This window comes from Chryseobacterium sp. KACC 21268 (assembly GCA_028736075.1).
Lineage (GTDB): Bacteria > Bacteroidota > Bacteroidia > Flavobacteriales > Weeksellaceae > Epilithonimonas.
Map to the genome: position 1 here is coordinate 1,809,205 of CP117875.1, position 15,768 is coordinate 1,824,972.

At 37.5% G+C, this 15,768-nt stretch carries 20 protein-coding genes; 9 read left to right on the forward strand and 11 right to left on the reverse strand.

What is annotated here, in order from left to right:
• A complete protein-coding gene (locus tag PQ459_08470) occupies positions 1-378 on the forward strand; it encodes a VOC family protein (protein ID WDF48499.1) in 378 nt (125 codons plus the stop codon).
• A gap of 90 nt (positions 379-468) precedes the next feature.
• Here the strand turns inward: PQ459_08470 and PQ459_08475 are convergent, their stop codons facing one another.
• Both PQ459_08475 and PQ459_08480 read right to left on the reverse strand, forming a co-directional pair.
• Positions 469-855, reverse strand: a complete 387-nt coding sequence (locus tag PQ459_08475) for a DUF1634 domain-containing protein (protein ID WDF48500.1) — start codon at positions 853-855, stop codon at positions 469-471.
• Positions 856-1,686, reverse strand: a complete 831-nt coding sequence (locus PQ459_08480) for a sulfite exporter TauE/SafE family protein (protein ID WDF48501.1) — start codon at positions 1,684-1,686, stop codon at positions 856-858. It lies immediately after the preceding gene.
• Positions 1,687-1,771: 85 nt separating this feature from the next.
• Here PQ459_08480 and PQ459_08485 point away from each other — a divergent pair, with 85 nt between their 5' ends.
• The 6 genes from PQ459_08485 to PQ459_08510 all read left to right on the forward strand — a co-directional run bounded on the left by PQ459_08485 (position 1,772) and on the right by PQ459_08510 (position 6,097).
• The gene (locus PQ459_08485) at positions 1,772-2,308 is read left to right on the forward strand and encodes a DUF1543 domain-containing protein (GenBank protein WDF48502.1); all 537 of its coding nucleotides are present in this window, start codon (positions 1,772-1,774) and stop codon (positions 2,306-2,308) included.
• 2 nt (positions 2,309-2,310) lie between these two features.
• Positions 2,311-2,751: a nuclear transport factor 2 family protein gene (locus tag PQ459_08490; GenBank protein ID WDF48503.1), complete on the forward strand. Its 441-nt coding sequence runs from the start codon at positions 2,311-2,313 to the stop codon at positions 2,749-2,751.
• Positions 2,752-2,782: 31 nt separating this feature from the next.
• Entirely contained in the window at positions 2,783-3,895 is a 1,113-nt protein-coding gene (locus PQ459_08495; protein WDF48504.1) for a 5-(carboxyamino)imidazole ribonucleotide synthase, read from the forward strand.
• A 265-nt stretch (positions 3,896-4,160) separates the two neighbouring features.
• Positions 4,161-4,772, forward strand: a complete 612-nt coding sequence (locus PQ459_08500; GenBank protein ID WDF48505.1) for a hypothetical protein — start codon at positions 4,161-4,163, stop codon at positions 4,770-4,772.
• A gap of 7 nt (positions 4,773-4,779) precedes the next feature.
• Positions 4,780-5,424 carry a hypothetical protein gene (locus PQ459_08505; GenBank protein ID WDF48506.1) on the forward strand — a complete coding sequence of 215 codons (645 nt, stop codon included), beginning with the start codon at positions 4,780-4,782 and terminating at the stop codon, positions 5,422-5,424.
• A gap of 22 nt (positions 5,425-5,446) precedes the next feature.
• Entirely contained in the window at positions 5,447-6,097 is a 651-nt protein-coding gene (locus PQ459_08510; GenBank protein ID WDF48507.1) for a hypothetical protein, read from the forward strand.
• Positions 6,098-6,132: 35 nt separating this feature from the next.
• On the opposite strand, the gene PQ459_08515 is transcribed toward PQ459_08510, so the two are convergent.
• A complete protein-coding gene (locus PQ459_08515) occupies positions 6,133-7,095 on the reverse strand; it encodes an EamA family transporter (protein WDF48508.1) in 963 nt (320 codons plus the stop codon).
• 37 nt (positions 7,096-7,132) lie between these two features.
• Here PQ459_08515 and purE point away from each other — a divergent pair, with 37 nt between their 5' ends.
• Together purE and PQ459_08525 are read left to right on the forward strand one after the other, a co-directional pair.
• Positions 7,133-7,636, forward strand: coding sequence for a 5-(carboxyamino)imidazole ribonucleotide mutase (gene purE / locus PQ459_08520; GenBank protein WDF48509.1), 504 nt, complete (start codon positions 7,133-7,135; stop codon positions 7,634-7,636).
• A gap of 160 nt (positions 7,637-7,796) precedes the next feature.
• Positions 7,797-8,207 (forward strand): hypothetical protein, encoded by a 411-nt coding sequence (locus tag PQ459_08525; GenBank protein ID WDF48510.1) that lies wholly within the window; start codon positions 7,797-7,799, stop codon positions 8,205-8,207.
• On the opposite strand, the gene PQ459_08530 is transcribed toward PQ459_08525, so the two are convergent.
• The 8 genes from PQ459_08530 to tsaE all read right to left on the reverse strand — a co-directional run bounded on the left by PQ459_08530 (position 8,208) and on the right by tsaE (position 15,647).
• Complete coding sequence (locus tag PQ459_08530) at positions 8,208-9,053, reverse strand: prephenate dehydrogenase (GenBank protein WDF48511.1); 846 nt, start codon at positions 9,051-9,053, stop codon at positions 8,208-8,210.
• 165 nt (positions 9,054-9,218) lie between these two features.
• Positions 9,219-11,498, reverse strand: coding sequence for a cation:proton antiporter (locus tag PQ459_08535; protein WDF48512.1), 2,280 nt, complete (start codon positions 11,496-11,498; stop codon positions 9,219-9,221).
• 114 nt (positions 11,499-11,612) lie between these two features.
• The gene (locus PQ459_08540; GenBank protein ID WDF48513.1) at positions 11,613-12,002 is read right to left on the reverse strand and encodes a hypothetical protein; all 390 of its coding nucleotides are present in this window, start codon (positions 12,000-12,002) and stop codon (positions 11,613-11,615) included.
• A gap of 98 nt (positions 12,003-12,100) precedes the next feature.
• The gene (locus tag PQ459_08545) at positions 12,101-12,799 is read right to left on the reverse strand and encodes a response regulator transcription factor (protein WDF48514.1); all 699 of its coding nucleotides are present in this window, start codon (positions 12,797-12,799) and stop codon (positions 12,101-12,103) included.
• Positions 12,774-13,547 (reverse strand): histidine kinase, encoded by a 774-nt coding sequence (locus tag PQ459_08550; GenBank protein WDF48515.1) that lies wholly within the window; start codon positions 13,545-13,547, stop codon positions 12,774-12,776. Before PQ459_08550 ends, PQ459_08545 begins: the two co-directional genes overlap by 26 nt.
• 57 nt (positions 13,548-13,604) lie before the next feature.
• Positions 13,605-13,976 (reverse strand): hypothetical protein, encoded by a 372-nt coding sequence (locus PQ459_08555; protein ID WDF48516.1) that lies wholly within the window; start codon positions 13,974-13,976, stop codon positions 13,605-13,607.
• A gap of 9 nt (positions 13,977-13,985) precedes the next feature.
• Complete coding sequence (locus PQ459_08560; protein ID WDF48517.1) at positions 13,986-15,182, reverse strand: alanine dehydrogenase; 1,197 nt, start codon at positions 15,180-15,182, stop codon at positions 13,986-13,988.
• Positions 15,183-15,239: 57 nt separating this feature from the next.
• Positions 15,240-15,647, reverse strand: a complete 408-nt coding sequence (gene tsaE / locus PQ459_08565; protein ID WDF48518.1) for a tRNA (adenosine(37)-N6)-threonylcarbamoyltransferase complex ATPase subunit type 1 TsaE — start codon at positions 15,645-15,647, stop codon at positions 15,240-15,242.
• Positions 15,648-15,768 lie beyond the last annotated feature (121 nt).

Below are 15,768 nucleotides of genomic sequence, written 5' to 3' on the forward strand. Positions count from 1 at the left end.
ATGAAAATCCATCACATCGCCATCATCTGCTCAGATTACAAAGTTTCCAAAAAATTCTACACCGAAGTTTTAGGTTTGAACATCATTCGTGAAGTTTACCGTGAAGCTAGGCAATCTTACAAGTTAGATTTGGCCATCGGAGAACACTATGTCATCGAATTGTTTTCATTTCCAAATCCGCCAGAACGACCGTCCAGACCAGAAAGTTGTGGCCTCCGCCATTTGGCTTTTTCTGTTGATAATGTCCAAGAAAAGAGAAATGAGTTAGTGGAAAAAGGTTTGGATTGCGAAGACATCAGAATCGATGAGTTTACGGAGAAGAAATTCTTTTTTACAACCGACCCGGACAATTTGCCTTTGGAGTTTTACGAAAATTAGACTTAGAGATAATAGACGGATAGATTATAGACTAAATTGATGAATTTAAAAATCATTCATCAATTATCATTTATCAATCATCATTTATATTTAATGTGCGTAACCTGTCAGAAAACTCACGGTCATAATCGCCAAGACAATTAATGAAATTACAACGTAAGTATAATCTTTCTCCTTCAAATAACCGATTAATGCAAAGATAATTCTCACTAACGGCGTTAAAATCAGGAGTAAAATTCCCAATTGGATAATTGCCATTCCTTCACCTTTGCAAAGTGAATTCCAGAAACTTCCCCATACTTTTTCGGAGGAATCTCCCATTTCCAAAAGTCTGTATTTTCTTGGCATCACAAAACCTTCCGAAAAAAGTTTGACGAAACCAACCAAAGAGGTTATTACCGAAAGAATTACCCCTAATCTCAGGAGATTCCCAACGGAACGATTCAGGTCAACGTCTGTAAATGGTTTTGTTCTCATTTAATGGAAATTTTTGGTTACACCGTTGTACATCATATATATGGATAGGACTGTGATCACAATCGCAAAAAATACTTTCAATTTCTTAGTTTTAGAGATCATCAACGTTTTTGAACCAATGAAACTTCCTACCACCACACCTATCAAAACCGGCGCTGCGATTACAGGGATAATTTGTCCTCTTTGAAAATAGATCAAAGCGCCTGCAACAGCCGTCACGCCAATCATAAAGTTACTCGTCGTCGTAGAAACTTTGAAAGGCAATTTCATCATATTGTCCATTGCCAAAACCTTCAAAGCCCCGGAGCCGATGCCCAAAAGTCCAGACATTGCGCCAGCAAAGATCATCATCAGAAATCCTGGAATGGTGTTTCTGGAAGCGTAATGTTTGATGCCATCTTTGTCTGGAAAAGTCCCGTAGAGTTTCAGTTTGTCGGCAAGACTTCCCTTGATCAGAGTTTCCTGATGATCCGGTTTTCCTTTTAAATTCAATAAAACCGTCAAGATCAAGATACTTGCAAAAATAATCCCGATTGTATTCGGATTCAGAAATCCTGAGACCAATGCACCAGAAACTGCACCAGCTGTGGTCGCAATCTCCAGGAACATTCCAATCCTCATATTGGTGAAACCTTCTTTCACAAAAGCCACTGCCGCTCCGGAAGATGTTCCGATCACCGAAATAAGAGAAGCGCCAATCGCATAGTGCATTGGAACGCCAAAACCGAGTGTGAGTAGAGGAATAATAATGACGCCGCCGCCCAGTCCGGTAAGAGATCCCATCAATCCAGCTGCGATAGCTCCAACAAATAGAATTATGATTTCTGACATCCCACAAATATAAAAGGATTGATTTGGGTACACAAACTTTGAAAAAGATAATTTTGATGTATTTTTGTGTAACAATTTTTCCAAAATGAAATTATTCTACATCATCCTGGGAGCAGAGCCAGCAGACCGAAATATCGAACAACACGATGTTTTCTTTGGTATCGCCGAACGCGTTGAAGATCTGTACCCGGAGATCAAACAATTTTGGAAAGGTGTCAAGCTTCATATGGACTGTTATCAGGAAGTGAAATTCGTTGATGGTTACGAGGTAAAGATTATTGAAAAATCTTCTGAAGCTAATGATGATCAGCTGTTTTTTATTAATCTTGGCGGCTACAAGTTGGGACATTTCGAAGAGTTTCACGAGCAGCATCTGATGGTCGGGACGTCTATGGCAGAAGTCATCAAACGTGTGAAGAAAACTAAGTTTTACAAGACGATGGGTTTTAAAAATGCACCCAGTCATATTGATGACAAACTTGGAGTTGACATAGATGATCTTTACACGGTCAACGATCTGCTGTCCCAAATCACAAAGGACAAATATTCGATTATTCTTGAAAAATCAGAAGTTGAACATCAAGAAAATCCGATGGAGATCGGTTATTTTAAAATCAAATAATTATGAAAATATTCTCATTCTTTTTTGTGTTGATCTCAACCTGTGCGTTTTCTCAAAGTTCAGAAGAGCTACTAATCAAAGCCTCTATCAATAGCTTGTTTGATGGGATGAAAACTTCGGATTCTACCAAAATTACAAACGCTTTTTCAAAAACTGCTGTACTGCAGACCATCGCAAAAAATGGTGAGGTGAAAAATGAAAATATCAAAGATTTTGCGCTGAGTATTTCCAAATCTGTGAAAGGAAGCTTGGACGAGAGAATCACTTTCTCTAATATTTTGATTGATGGAAATCTCGCTTCTGTTTGGACGCCTTATGAGTTTTATTATCAAGGAAAGTTTTCGCATTGTGGTGTCAATTCTTTTCAATTGGTTAAGACTAATAACGAATGGAAGATCCAATACATCATTGATACAAGGCGAAAAGAAAATTGTAAGAAGTAAATAAATCTAATAGTAAAAAGAAAAGTATAAAATGAAAATCGGAATTTTAGGAGGCGGACAACTCGGAAGAATGTTCATTCAGGAAGCATTGAAATATGATGATGAATTCTATGTTCTAGACCCAAATCCAGAATGTTCTTGCGCTAACATTTCACATTACGTGAGAGGAAATTTCAATGATTATGATGATGTTCTGGAATTTGGAAGAGACAAGGATGTCGTAACGATTGAAATCGAACACGTGAATGTTGACGCTTTGGAAGAACTTGAAAACCTTGGTGTGAAGGTTGTTCCGAATTCAAATATTATCAAGATCATCCAACAAAAAATCCTTCAGAAAAAATTCTACGAAGAAAACCGTATTCTTTCACCGGATTTTGAAATTATGGATGGAAGCGAGGAAGAGATCAAGATCCAATTACCATTCGTTCAAAAGCTCAATACTGGTGGCTACGACGGAAAAGGCGTACAACTAATCCGTACGACGCAAGATTGGAGAAACCTTTGGACGCAGGAATCTGTCTTGGAAGATCTTGTGGATATTGATAAAGAGTTATCCTTGATCATTGCCAAAAATGAGAATGGCGAAACCAAAACTTTCCCAGTCACAGAAATGGTTGCAGATCCAAAACTGAATCTTTTGGATTTTAATATTTGCCCGGCTGATATTTCGGAAGATGTCCAAGATCAAATTGACAGAATCGGTAAACAATTCATCTTAAGTGCCGATTCTCCAGGCCTTTTTGCCATCGAATTGTTCCTTGATAAAAATGGAAAAGTTTGGGTGAATGAAACTGCGCCAAGACTTCATAATTCGGGACATCAATCGCAGGAAGGAAACTCAAATTCCCAGTTCGAGCAATTTTACAGAGTGGTGACAAACTCACCTTTGGCTGACACAGATGCTTACGGATTTTCTGGAATGTTGAATTTGGTCGGGGAAGAAAACCATTCCGGAAAAGTAAAATATCACGGGTTGGAGGACGTTCTTAAACTGCCAAAAACCTACGTTCATCTGTACGGAAAAACCGAAACAAAACCGGGGCGAAAAATGGGACACATCAATGTTCTCGCAGATTCCAGAGAAGAATTGATGGAAAAGTTGATCCACATCAAATCCTTAGTAAAGGTGATTTCTGAATAATATTACAATTTTTCGTCAAGAGAACTAATAAAAAAAACAATTTTTGTTGAAATGACTTTTTAAAGCCTTGAATAATGAATTTGTTAAATGATAATTCATTATTGATATTAAATCATTAAAAATATTAGATTATTAATAATTTATTCTTTGTTAATTTTAGAGAATTTATCTATAAGTAATTGATTTTCAGTTTATTTTTTATAAAAATTATCTTTTGTTAATAGTTTGTTTTTGCATTATTCATATATTTGCATAAACACAAATGATGAAAGAGAAATTTTATTTATCTCTTGCTGCATTATTATTCATAACTACAAATGCACAAGTAGGGATTGGTATTAATACTGCCAACCCAAGAACTGACCTGGATGTAAACGGCAGTTTCAAATCCGATAACATTATTGCAGGCAAAGTCGATCAAGTCGGCTCAGAAGAGAAGGACAGGTACCTGCTCCTTACTCAGAATGCTTCGGACAACAGTATTAAAAGAATAGACCCCAGACTTTCCGGTGCTCCCGGAATTGCAACCATCGCGACTTACAAGCTTACCAATGTCGGCGGTGACTGGTTGGAGCGGTTCAATACCAGGATCAATAGTAATGATTATGCATTGGTCATTATGTCGGCTTACTTTGACCGAAATGTATCACTTGGCGGTTCAGGTCTTGTAGCTTTGCCTTCTTTCGGGGTTCGGAGTATTGGCGGTTTTTGGAATTTGTATGCAGATTATTCTGGAATGGCTCCATTGACGGATGGTACCTGGACGTTCGTCTGTGCAATTTATCCCAAAACTTATGTCAAACTTTTTGGAGAAAGAACCAAGAATCTGAACAATACATCTTCCGGCACTGACACTTCACCCATTTTAAATCCATAAAACACAGATGAGAAATTATTTAATTCTCCTTTTGCCATTGGCATCAGGAATTTTGTCCTCCCAGAATGTTGGGATTGGTACTGCGACTCCATCAGAGCGGTTGGAAGTCAAAGGTAATGTTGCGATTGGAAATTCAGTTTATATTAACCCAAGTACCTATACAGCAGTTCCGCAAGGTTTTGATATTTTGGCCACAGATCCGCAGTCTGCGGTTGTAAATGGAAAGATAATGAAGGTGGAGACGCTTTACAAACCCATTATTATTCAGCCATATTCCATTTCGAATGTTTATCGCGATGATCTTAATGATCTCAATCTTCAGATACCTTCTGATAAATATATAGTTGCGATTACCAACTTCGAAGCAATTCCGAGCACAACCAATTCATCTCAGCCAAATAATGGGATCTATTCCAATACATCGGTAAAGAGTTATTTCGTCATCAGAACTTTTGAATCGGGAGGGATGTGGCACGTCAATATAGGCTATCCAACATTGAGTACCCAATACACCAGCGGCCGCTATACTTATAATTTTGATATTATTCTGATGTCGAAGAGATTCTTTAAAATTTTGAATCAATCGGTCACGACTTATGATCTGAAAGGCGAAATCACAGGAGATGCTCTCACAACACCCGCCGGAATTTAATTTAAAAACAAAAACACAAATGATGAAAAAAATATTAATTACAACAGCAAGCCTTCTTTTTTTTAATTTAAGTTTTGCTCAGGTAGGCATAGGTAAGAATAATCCAGTCCAAACACTTGATGTCAACGGAAATATGAAATTATCTAAAGTGCTTTATCTGGAAAATCCAGGCGTTTATATAGGTCCGGCTGCCAATTCCTATCTTCTGGTAAAGGACAATAGCAGTCAGATGATCAAAAGGTACGTCCCAGAAACTGCCGACTACAGTGCAATAAGCAATGTCACCTATGCTTTGACAGCGGTTAACTTTTCAGGATTGACCAATTACGACACAGGAATCTCTGCTACAGCCTATTATTTGACAATTGGAGGTTATATCATCAGAGGTAGTGGAGATACATCTAATGTTTATATTGCGGGAGATACCGATAATATTCCGATGTATTCTGCCAGAGCATTTGTACAAAACGGAACCTGGAGGTTGAAATTCTTACCCAATAGCAATCGTGTTTTTACAGTTCCTAGCGATATCAATCCAAAAAATATCGAAATCAGGCTCAATGTCATTGTTCACAGAAAAGATATGCTTACAATCGTGAATCCAACTATTAATGTTGATATGAACTCAAACATCGCAGGAACAGCAACCGCGACAGCGCCAGAAAAAATGTAAGTTTAATATAAGGACAAGCTGTCTCGAGTGAAAATTCAGACAGCTTTCTTTTTCTTACCAAATCCCAGCATTCCCGTTTTATAATTAATGACGAAAACACCACTAATAATAAAGGCGGTTGCCAGAATGAATTTTGCCGAGATCGTCTCACCCAAGATTAGCCAACTTAGGAAAATACTGATGATCGTATTCACATAAGAAAGAATGGAAACCTGCGTCGGAAGTAATGTTTTTAATAAATAATGATAAGCGAAAAAGGCAGTCACAGAACCGAAAACTGCGAGATAAACAATCGCTGAGATACTTTGCGCAGACCATTTTGCCACATCGATCTCCTCAGAAAAGGTGAAAGCGAAGATCAGCTGTACAATTCCTGCAAAAGCAAATTGATAAAAGAGATTCAGAAACAGATTATTGTTTTCAGAATGTAATTTTTTGGTGTAAATCGTTCCGCCGCCCCAACACAAGATGGCCAGGAGTAAGATCAATAATCCATTTCGATAATCCGGATTTCCAAGGTCGTTGATCCCATCCCAAAAGATAAAAACAACACCAAACAATCCCATCAAAAGCCCGATCAAAGTCCGAAAAGTGAACTTCTCCATCCCAATGATCATACTTCCGATAAATATGAAAACTGGCGAAAGTGCGCTGATCAACGATGTCAAACTACTCGTCAGGTCTTTCTCTGCAACGGTTGTCAATCCATTGGCGCCAATCAACATCAAGGTAGAAAGTGTAATTTGAATAGAAAGTTTTTTCCAGCCGATCCATTTCAGTTCTTTTTTGAAAAGTAAAATTGGAAAAAGAATGATCGCTGCCAAAAACTGACGCAATCCTGCAACAAACCAAGGTGGAACAGTTTCCACACCGATCTTGATGCCCAAAAAAGTCGTTCCCCAAACGATGGCAACGATGAAAATACAAATGATGGTTTTGGAAGTCAAATGGAAAGAATTAAAAACAAAGATATTCCAAAAATCCCGAGTTTTACTCATAAATCTTTATCTTTGAGCATCTAATAAATTTGAAAAAATGGTCGGAATAATAATGGGTAGCCAAAGCGATCTCCCAATCATGCAACAAGCAGCAGATTTTTTGAAATCTCTGGAAATCCCGTACGAACTCACCGTGGTTTCCGCACACAGAACGCCGGAAAGAATGTTCGATTATGCAAAAACTGCGAAGGAAAGAGGTTTGAAAGTCATCATCGCAGGAGCAGGCGGCGCAGCTCATTTGCCTGGAATGGTTGCCAGCTGTACCACTTTGCCCGTGATCGGCGTTCCAATTTTATCCTCAAATTCCATCGATGGTTGGGATTCGGTTCTGTCCATTTTGCAAATGCCATCCGGAATTCCCGTTGCGACAGTTGCGCTGAATGGTGCTACAAATGCAGGAATTCTCGCTGCGAAAATCATAGGGACTTCTGATTCTGAAGTTTCTCAGAAATTAAAAATTTACCAAAACTCATTGAAGGATAAAGTGCTTGGAACCGTGGATGACATCAAGAAATTGCATCCGAATCAGTTTGATAAATAAATCTTTCCAGAACGTAATGCTGTAATTCAAAAATTAGTAAAACAGAAATTTCCTTATTTTCTTAAACATGAAAAAAATATTAATAATTATTTTCGCAATAATTTGTAACCTGTCATATTCTCAAACCAGCAATTCTAATCTAAACAGCCAACTTCAAACGATGAGGAAATATTTTTTAGAAAAGAAATATAAAGAATTTCTGAATTTTACTCATCCAAAAATTGCTGAAATGGTTGGAGGTAAGGAAAAATTGGTTCAAGTCACAGAGGCTGCAATGGGGCAGGTTGAAAAAGGCGGTTTTAGTTTTTTGGATGTTAAATTTACTAATCCTTCTAAATTTATTAAGAAAGGTACTGAAACGCAATTTACAATTACCCAGGAAATCCTGATGAATACACCAAAAGGAAAAGTTCTGGGAGGAACTACACTTGTAGGGATTTCAAATGACTATGGTAAAAATTGGAAATTTATTGATGCTTCTGGCAAATCAAAGGAACTTATGAACAAGTATTTCCCCAACTTAAGTTCGGAAATAGTAATCAAACCAAAATATCAAAAAAGCGTTGAATAATTACTTATCCAAAATCCCCCGAATCTTATTCGCATTCGTGATCAATTCTTCTAAATAATCAAAGTTCTCCTTTTCCAACGCAGATTTGAACTTTCTTAGCTGCGTAATATGTTCATTCAAAACGTCTAAGACATTTTCTTTGTTCTGGCGGAAAATAGGAACCCACATTTCCGGATGTGATTTTGCCAAACGAACCGTACTTGAAAAACCGGAACTCGCCAACTGGAAGATTGTGTCTTCCTCGCGTTCTTTTTCCAAAACCGTATTTGCCAAAGCGTAAGATGTAATGTGGGAAATGTGCGAGATGTAAGCTGTGTGAACATCGTGTGCATCGGCATTCATATAGATCGGGTGCATTTCCAAATTCTCAATTACTTTTTCAACGATTGCCAAAGCATCGGCATCGGAATCTTCTCGGTTGCAGATCACGGCCGCTTTTCCTGCGAAACTTTCTTTGGTCGCAGATTTTGGACCAGAGTTTTCTGTTCCCCACATCGGGTGAAATGCCACAAATCTTTTTCTATTCGGGTGATCTTTGATGGAATCTACAATCCCAGATTTTGTGGAACCAACGTCCATCACCGTTTGATTTTCATTAATGAGATCCAAAACCGAAGGCAATATTTTTCTCGCAGAATCTACAGGAATGGCAATGATGATCAATTCGGAATTCTTCACGCTGTTTTCCAAGTCTGCTTTTTCATCAATGATCTTTAATTCCAATGCTTTGTTGAGGTGAGCTTCGTCCTGATCGATTCCGTAAACGAAATCTGTGAATTTTTTATCTCTCAATTTCAATGCGATGGATCCACCGATCAATCCAGTTCCTATAATGCTAATTTTCATAATAATTTAATTTTTAAAACAAAAAACCCCGTCACTAGGACGAGGTTTTGATATGGGTACATACGAATCCTAATCCTTCATAAGGGTTAACATTGCGTAATAATATGTCGTGTTTATTGTTTTCACAGAACGAAGATAGACATTAATTCTGAAATTTCAAATAAATTATGGATTTGAAATGATCAACGTCGATGGAATGTCGGACAACCAAAGACTTTTGGAATCGATGAGGTTTCTCCAGCTCTTGCTGCTGATCAACATCAGATCTTGGCTTTGTAGGAAATCTTTTTCAATCGTTTTCTCGTTGTAAAGCGTGATGTGGTTTGGCGCAATATGTTCGATGTTTCTGATCAATTCGCGGATTTCCGTGTTCTTTCTGATTTGTCCAGCAGCATCCAAAATAATCACTTGTGAATCATTGTTATTGATCAATCGTTTCGCATATTCCACCAAGAAAAAATCATTTAACTCAAAAATTGGGATGAAAATCTTGTCTGCACTTTCAAATTTTTTATTCACCATTACACCCACAGGAATATTCGTTTTGTCGAGAATGCTCAGTGTGAAATCGTCAAAAGGCGATGCATTGAAGATGTAGGATTTTCCTTTTACAGTATTCAAAAGTTTCTCAGGATTGATGATCTTGGTCGTGAATCCGAGAAGCTTTCCGAGCAAACTTCCTTCGTAAATGGATTTTCCAAGCATTACAAGAAGCAGGTCATAATTACCTTTATTAGTAATATTGATAAGGTCGTTTTCGATATCTGTGGAAGCTTTGAAAAGGGTAGTGACTTCCAATTTCAATTCATTCGAAGTTTCAATCACATCTTCAAAGAGTTCTTTTTCGTAATTTTCAATATCGTAGGCGTGAAGCTCATCAACAGGAGCAATATTCATTGCGGTGATGCTTTTGTTGCCATTCATCTTGTTCGTCAGATTGTCCGCAAATTTCAATAATGCGCGTCCAGCATTGGGGGTTTCAAAAGATAGAAGGACTTTGTACTTTTCGTTATTCACATCTTGGTCTTCTTCCAACATTGATTTTTTCCCTTTGAAAAGATAATTGATCAAGTCTAATGACGGTCCGGTCATAAATGTAGTGAAAAGTGCCATTATCACCATCATTGCAAACAATTCTGGTCCCATAACGCCAAGGTCATAACCAATGTTTAGTACGATGAGTTCTGTCAATCCACGGGTGTTCATCAGAGCACCAATTGTAAGACTGTCTTTCCAACTGATCCGCAGGAATTTTGCCGTCAATGCACTGCCGACAAATTTACCGATGACCGCTGTCAGTACGATTAGTCCGCCTATTTTCCATAGGTAAGGATCATTAAGCAAACCAATTTGTGTTCTTAGTCCTGTAAAAACGAAGAAAAGAGGAAGTAACAGCACCAAGGCAACATCTTCAACTTTCTCTATAAAAAGATTTCGGAATTTCACATTCTCCGGCATAATTGCTCCGGCCATAAATGCACCAAACAATGCGTGGATACCAATAACTTCTGTTGCGTAAGATGAAATAATTAGGACTAAGAAAAATACAGCAACCAAAGCTTTGTTGATGAAACCTTTTCCTTTTTGTGATTCTGCAATTCTGGTTAAGAAAGGTTTCACCAATTTGATCATTAGGAAAACGTAGAGAACTGCCATCAAAATAACAAACACAGATCCTGAAAAAGATCCGGCTTTTACAATCGCAATGACTGCAGCCAAAATACACCAGGCCGTGATATCATCTGCTGCTGCACAAGTAATTACAATGGTTCCAATCTTGGTTTTATGAAGGTTTCTCTCCTGTACGATTCTCGCCAAAACCGGGAAAGCCGTGATACTCATCGCAATCGCAATAAATAGAGCAAAGGAGCTAAACTGAACACCTTCCGGCGCAAATTCTTTATAAATGAAATACGAAAGTCCAATGCCTAAAGCAAATGGAAAAATGATACTTGCGTGACTAATAACGACCGCATCGTGCGCCTTTTTTCTAAGAACACTGAGATCCAGCTCCATTCCGACAATATACATAAAGAGAATCAACCCAATCTGACTTAAGAACTGCAAATTCGGAAGTGATTCTTTCGGGAACATAAAAGCAGAAAACTCAGGGAAATAAAGTCCTACCAAAGACGGACCGAGCACAATACCGGCAATCATTTCTCCAATGACAGATGGTTGTTTCAGCTTTACGCAGATCCATCCGAAAAGTTTGGCTACCATAATGATGGTAACAATCTGTGCTAATAAAAGCGCCAACGGATGGTGAAGGTTTGCAAGAAAAGAATCAGTGAAGTTTTCCCACATCGTTGCGCCTGTTGCTTTGCTTGGTGCAATGTTTTCCCCAATTTCCAAAGTTTTCCCCTGGATGAAAAACCAATACATCAAGCATGAAAAGAAGGCGATCGTAAGAACGTAAAAAATAATATTCCTGTACTTTTTCATAATCATTAATTTATATTTTACCTGATTTTAAGACGCTAAGTTGAGAAGTTTTGGGCAATATCAACTCAATCTTTTTTTAGAAATGTAATGAAATTTGTAAATTATGTAATCAAATTATTTGAAGCGGTAACCAAGGCCGATTCCTACTTTCCATTTTCCGTTTTCAGTAGTGGATTTTGCGTTGTAGTACAGCGGAATTTGCAGAGCCAGCTTTTTATACGCTACAGTAATTCCCATTCCAAGATTGGGCGTTACAATGCTGTTTTTTGTGGTTCCAGATTTATCTTCTTTGATTCTAATGGAAGGCAGCATTCCCAGCATAACTTTGGTCTGATTGTGTGTGAAATTTACATTCGGACCTGTGAAGTTCAGGAAGGCACCATTGTCAACATAGCCAGCCACAGCAATTCCGTCAAAAAATGAAACGTTGACCTTTGAATTATTTTCCTGAGCGAAATTTAATATTGAAATAAATAGTACGGCGAAACTAATAAGCTTTTTCATTGCGATCATCTTGTGGAATTTTCGGCAAATGTAGTTGTACAGATGATTCGAAATAAGATCCTGTAATGAAATGGCTGTAAAATGTAGTTAAATCAAATTTAGAATTTGTCCATCAAAGAATTTCGATAAACTTCACTGACCGTCAGTTTGAGCGGATTTCCATCTGTAGAGTTGATATCGAGAATGATTTCGGACGATGAAAATATCTTGATGTGCTTCACATTTACCATTTCTTTTTTGTTGATCTGAACAAAATGTTTTTGCGGTAATAATTCTGATAAATGTTTGAAACTAAGATTTTTAAGAATGATTTCTGAGCCGTTTTTAAGTGAGATGTCCTTGTCGCGGCTGTCTATTTCGGATGTTTTGATGTAAACAATCTGGTTTGTGAAAATCACGGTTTTACCAAGGTTGGTGTTCCATTCGAAGAAATTATTTTTTTCCTGATCGGTAATTAGTTTTTCTGCCTTTTCGAAAGCCTGGTGAAGGCGTTCTTTTTTAATTGGTTTTCGGACATAATCTATCACATCCAGATCAAAAGCTTCAGCTGCATATTCTTTGTACGCCGTCGTGAAAATGATTTTTTTACCTTTAATCAGTTCAGCAACCCGCAGGCCATTCAGTCCGGGCATTTCGATGTCGAGAATGCAAAGATCACAGTCGATATTGTCAATTTCCTGAAGAAAAACTTTGGGATTGTTGAATGCTTTTACAACCTCCACATTCAGCTCATCACACAGCAGTTTCAGGTAACTGATTGCCAGCAATTCATCATCCAGTATAACGCATTTTATCATAGAATTCTCCCAGATTTATTTTTAAATGTGCGGTGTAAATATCGTTGTTAATGCTTTTTGTCAGTTTGTAATGACTTTTATAAATCATCTTCAGGCGTTGGTCAAAAGAACCGCTTCCGAAACCGCTGTTTTCCTTTTGCATTGGGGTTTTTTCGGAGATTTTATTGCTGACTTTCATTTCAAACTGTCGGTTTTCCAGACTTAAATTAATAGAAATGAAGGAGTCCTGAGCCAAAAAATCGGTGTGTTTAAAGGCGTTTTCTATCAAGTCAACAGAAATCAAAGGTGCGAATATTTTCTCGGAATAGATCGAATCTTCTTTGTCAATTTTAGTTTTGATTCGAAGGTCGAAGAGTGGGTTAATTTTGATTTTATTAATGTCAATCAAACTCATAGCAAAGTCCAGTTCTGCTTTTGCGCTGACGTATTTGTTGCTGCTTTCGTAGAGGATGTAGTCCAGAATGTTCGCCAATTTGTCAAGCGAAATATAAGTTTGATAGGCGTGCGACTGAACAGAATTCAGAATATTTTTGAAAAGATGAGGATTGAGTTTGGTCTCGATGTGATCCAGTCTTACATTGTCCAGCTTTTTCTCGATGACTTTGTAATTTTCCTCCAGGATTTTGTTCTTGGTTTTAGCCGTCTTGTATCTTCCATAGAGAAAAAACGACAGAACAATCAGAAGAAATATGGCGAAAATTCCTCCGAATAGAAAATAGTCCGGGAGTAATAGATTTCTGCCATTCATAGCGTAGCTGTTAGAAGTTAGGTTTTAGAAATGAGATTTGAAATTAAAACAATAAATCTATTTTATTTTTTTCAATCCTGTAAATTCTGCGTTTTCCTTACATTTAGAATAATTAACTTCGAATCTTGGATTGTCTTTCGGGTAAAGAAGAAGATATTGCGGACAAGGTTTTGCCTGAGCTTTACTTCTGTCAAAATCGATTTTTCCTGCTGCGATGATGCTGTCTTTTAGAAATTTCTCAGAGATCTTGTTAACTTCCATTTCAGTTTTGAAAGTTGGAGAATAAGTAAAATCTTTGGTCAAAGTCTCTGCAATCACCCTGTCATTCGGGAAGTAAGAGCAGGTTGTTCCTTTTTGATTTAGAATAAAAAATACAATCAATAATCCTGGAATAAGACCGATGGAGTAGAATTTAAGTTTTTTGAACATTGTCGCGTCTTAGAAAATCAGTAGATTAATATCGTGATAAGGAAGGTCAAATCTGTTGCAAATCAACTGTTTGGTGTGTCTTCCTTTGTACATGTAAAGTGATTGTTTGATCTCAGCTTTATGAATCAGCATATTTTCAAAACCTCCTTCCTCGTCGTAACCTAAAAGATAACTTAGGAAGAAATTGCTGACCGCCTTCGTAGTCGTTCTCGGCATTTTTGAAGTCAAATTTGGAAGTCCGCAGTGGATGACGCCATGTTTTACAACGAAAGGGTTTTCGGTCGTCGTCAATTCAGAAGTTTCGATCACTTTTCCGTTATCAATTGTAATATCAATGATGACGCTTCCTTTTTTCATTTTCATCACCATATCTTCGGTTACGATTGGTGGAAGATTAAGTCTTGGCAAAGCGCCTATGACAACGTCGGCTCTTCTTAATGATTTTGTCAATTCTTTGGGATCTATAATCGATGTCGGAACGCGGCTGTCAACTAATGTGTGAAGTCTTCGGAGTTTTGAAAGTGAATTATCAAACACTTTCACACTCGCACCAAGTCCGATTGCCGCTTTCGTAGCAAATTCACCAACGATTCCTGCGCCTAAAATCACAACTTCTGTTGGACGAACACCAGTGATTCCGCCAAGCATCAATCCGTTTGACATCGCCAAAAGTTCGGATGCATATAATATAGAAACACTTCCTGCAATTTCTCCGATTAATCTTACTAACGACAACTGCTTGTACTCATCCATAATGAATTCAAAAGCGATTGCATTGACTTTTTTACAAGCTAGTTTCAGGAAATAATCCTTATCTCTAAGGTTGATCTGCAAAGCCGAAATCAAGTAAGTCATCGGTCTTAGATACTCGATTTCCTCTTCTGTGGGCGGATTTATTTTTAAAACAAGATCCTGAGCAAAGGCGACTTTTGGATCGTTGGTGATTTCTGCGCCAGCTTCGGAATATAAAAGATCAGAGTAATGTGAACCCAAGCCAGTTCCGGCTTCGATGATGACCTTATGTCCATTGTTTACCAAAATCTGAACAGCATCCGGGATGATGCAGGTTCTTTTTTCGTTCAGACAAGTTTCTTTTGGAATCCCTATGCTGAATGTTTTTCCTTTTTTTACAACTTCAAGTTTCTCTTCCTTAGGAATCAGATCTTCCTCGGTAAAAGGCGTAAATATGGTAGATGTACTGCTCATGAAAATGAATCGTTAATCAAAAATAAAGAACAAAGATAAAACAATTTACGGGAAGGATTAATTAAATTCGATCTCTCTTGCGGATTCTGTATTCGTAATCGTCATTTGATGAAAATCGTAACCGTCCAGTTCATCCATATAAATCTCCGGCCATTCAATGATTGAAAGATAACAATTGTCCAGATATTCCTCAATTCCGAAATCATAAGCTTCATCAACAGATTTCAATCGATAGAGATCAAAATGGAAAACTTTTCCTTTAGGCGTATCATATTCATTGACGATAGAGTAGGTTGGCGAGGATATTTCGTCTGTGCTTCCTAATTCTTTAAGTAGAAATTGAGAAAAAGTCGTTTTCCCTGCGCCCAGATTTCCTTTTAATAATAGAATAGGATGTTTGATCTGGGGAATGATTTGAGCAACAACGTCTTTCCATTCTTCAAGAGTAGTGATAGAGAATTTCATTTTTCTTTTTTGCAAAAATAATCTTTTAGAAAATTATTGGTGGATGTTTTTAATCAAAATTATTGAACATATTATTAACTTTACAGATTCAAATTTTTATTAATATTAAATAGACAAAATT

Coding starts and splice junctions, on each gene's coding strand:
- PQ459_08470 (WDF48499.1), top strand. CDS start 1: ATGAAAATCCATCACATCGCCATCATCTGCTCAGATTACAAAGTTTCC.
- PQ459_08475 (WDF48500.1), bottom strand. CDS start 855: ATGAGAACAAAACCATTTACAGACGTTGACCTGAATCGTTCCGTTGGG.
- PQ459_08480 (WDF48501.1), bottom strand. CDS start 1,686: ATGTCAGAAATCATAATTCTATTTGTTGGAGCTATCGCAGCTGGATTG.
- PQ459_08485 (WDF48502.1), top strand. CDS start 1,772: ATGAAATTATTCTACATCATCCTGGGAGCAGAGCCAGCAGACCGAAAT.
- PQ459_08490 (WDF48503.1), top strand. CDS start 2,311: ATGAAAATATTCTCATTCTTTTTTGTGTTGATCTCAACCTGTGCGTTT.
- PQ459_08495 (WDF48504.1), top strand. CDS start 2,783: ATGAAAATCGGAATTTTAGGAGGCGGACAACTCGGAAGAATGTTCATT.
- PQ459_08500 (WDF48505.1), top strand. CDS start 4,161: ATGAAAGAGAAATTTTATTTATCTCTTGCTGCATTATTATTCATAACT.
- PQ459_08505 (WDF48506.1), top strand. CDS start 4,780: ATGAGAAATTATTTAATTCTCCTTTTGCCATTGGCATCAGGAATTTTG.
- PQ459_08510 (WDF48507.1), top strand. CDS start 5,447: ATGAAAAAAATATTAATTACAACAGCAAGCCTTCTTTTTTTTAATTTA.
- PQ459_08515 (WDF48508.1), bottom strand. CDS start 7,095: ATGAGTAAAACTCGGGATTTTTGGAATATCTTTGTTTTTAATTCTTTC.
- purE (WDF48509.1), top strand. CDS start 7,133: ATGGTCGGAATAATAATGGGTAGCCAAAGCGATCTCCCAATCATGCAA.
- PQ459_08525 (WDF48510.1), top strand. CDS start 7,797: ATGAGGAAATATTTTTTAGAAAAGAAATATAAAGAATTTCTGAATTTT.
- PQ459_08530 (WDF48511.1), bottom strand. CDS start 9,053: ATGAAAATTAGCATTATAGGAACTGGATTGATCGGTGGATCCATCGCA.
- PQ459_08535 (WDF48512.1), bottom strand. CDS start 11,498: ATGAAAAAGTACAGGAATATTATTTTTTACGTTCTTACGATCGCCTTC.
- PQ459_08540 (WDF48513.1), bottom strand. CDS start 12,002: ATGAAAAAGCTTATTAGTTTCGCCGTACTATTTATTTCAATATTAAAT.
- PQ459_08545 (WDF48514.1), bottom strand. CDS start 12,799: ATGATAAAATGCGTTATACTGGATGATGAATTGCTGGCAATCAGTTAC.
- PQ459_08550 (WDF48515.1), bottom strand. CDS start 13,547: ATGAATGGCAGAAATCTATTACTCCCGGACTATTTTCTATTCGGAGGA.
- PQ459_08555 (WDF48516.1), bottom strand. CDS start 13,976: ATGTTCAAAAAACTTAAATTCTACTCCATCGGTCTTATTCCAGGATTA.
- PQ459_08560 (WDF48517.1), bottom strand. CDS start 15,182: ATGAGCAGTACATCTACCATATTTACGCCTTTTACCGAGGAAGATCTG.
- tsaE (WDF48518.1), bottom strand. CDS start 15,647: ATGAAATTCTCTATCACTACTCTTGAAGAATGGAAAGACGTTGTTGCT.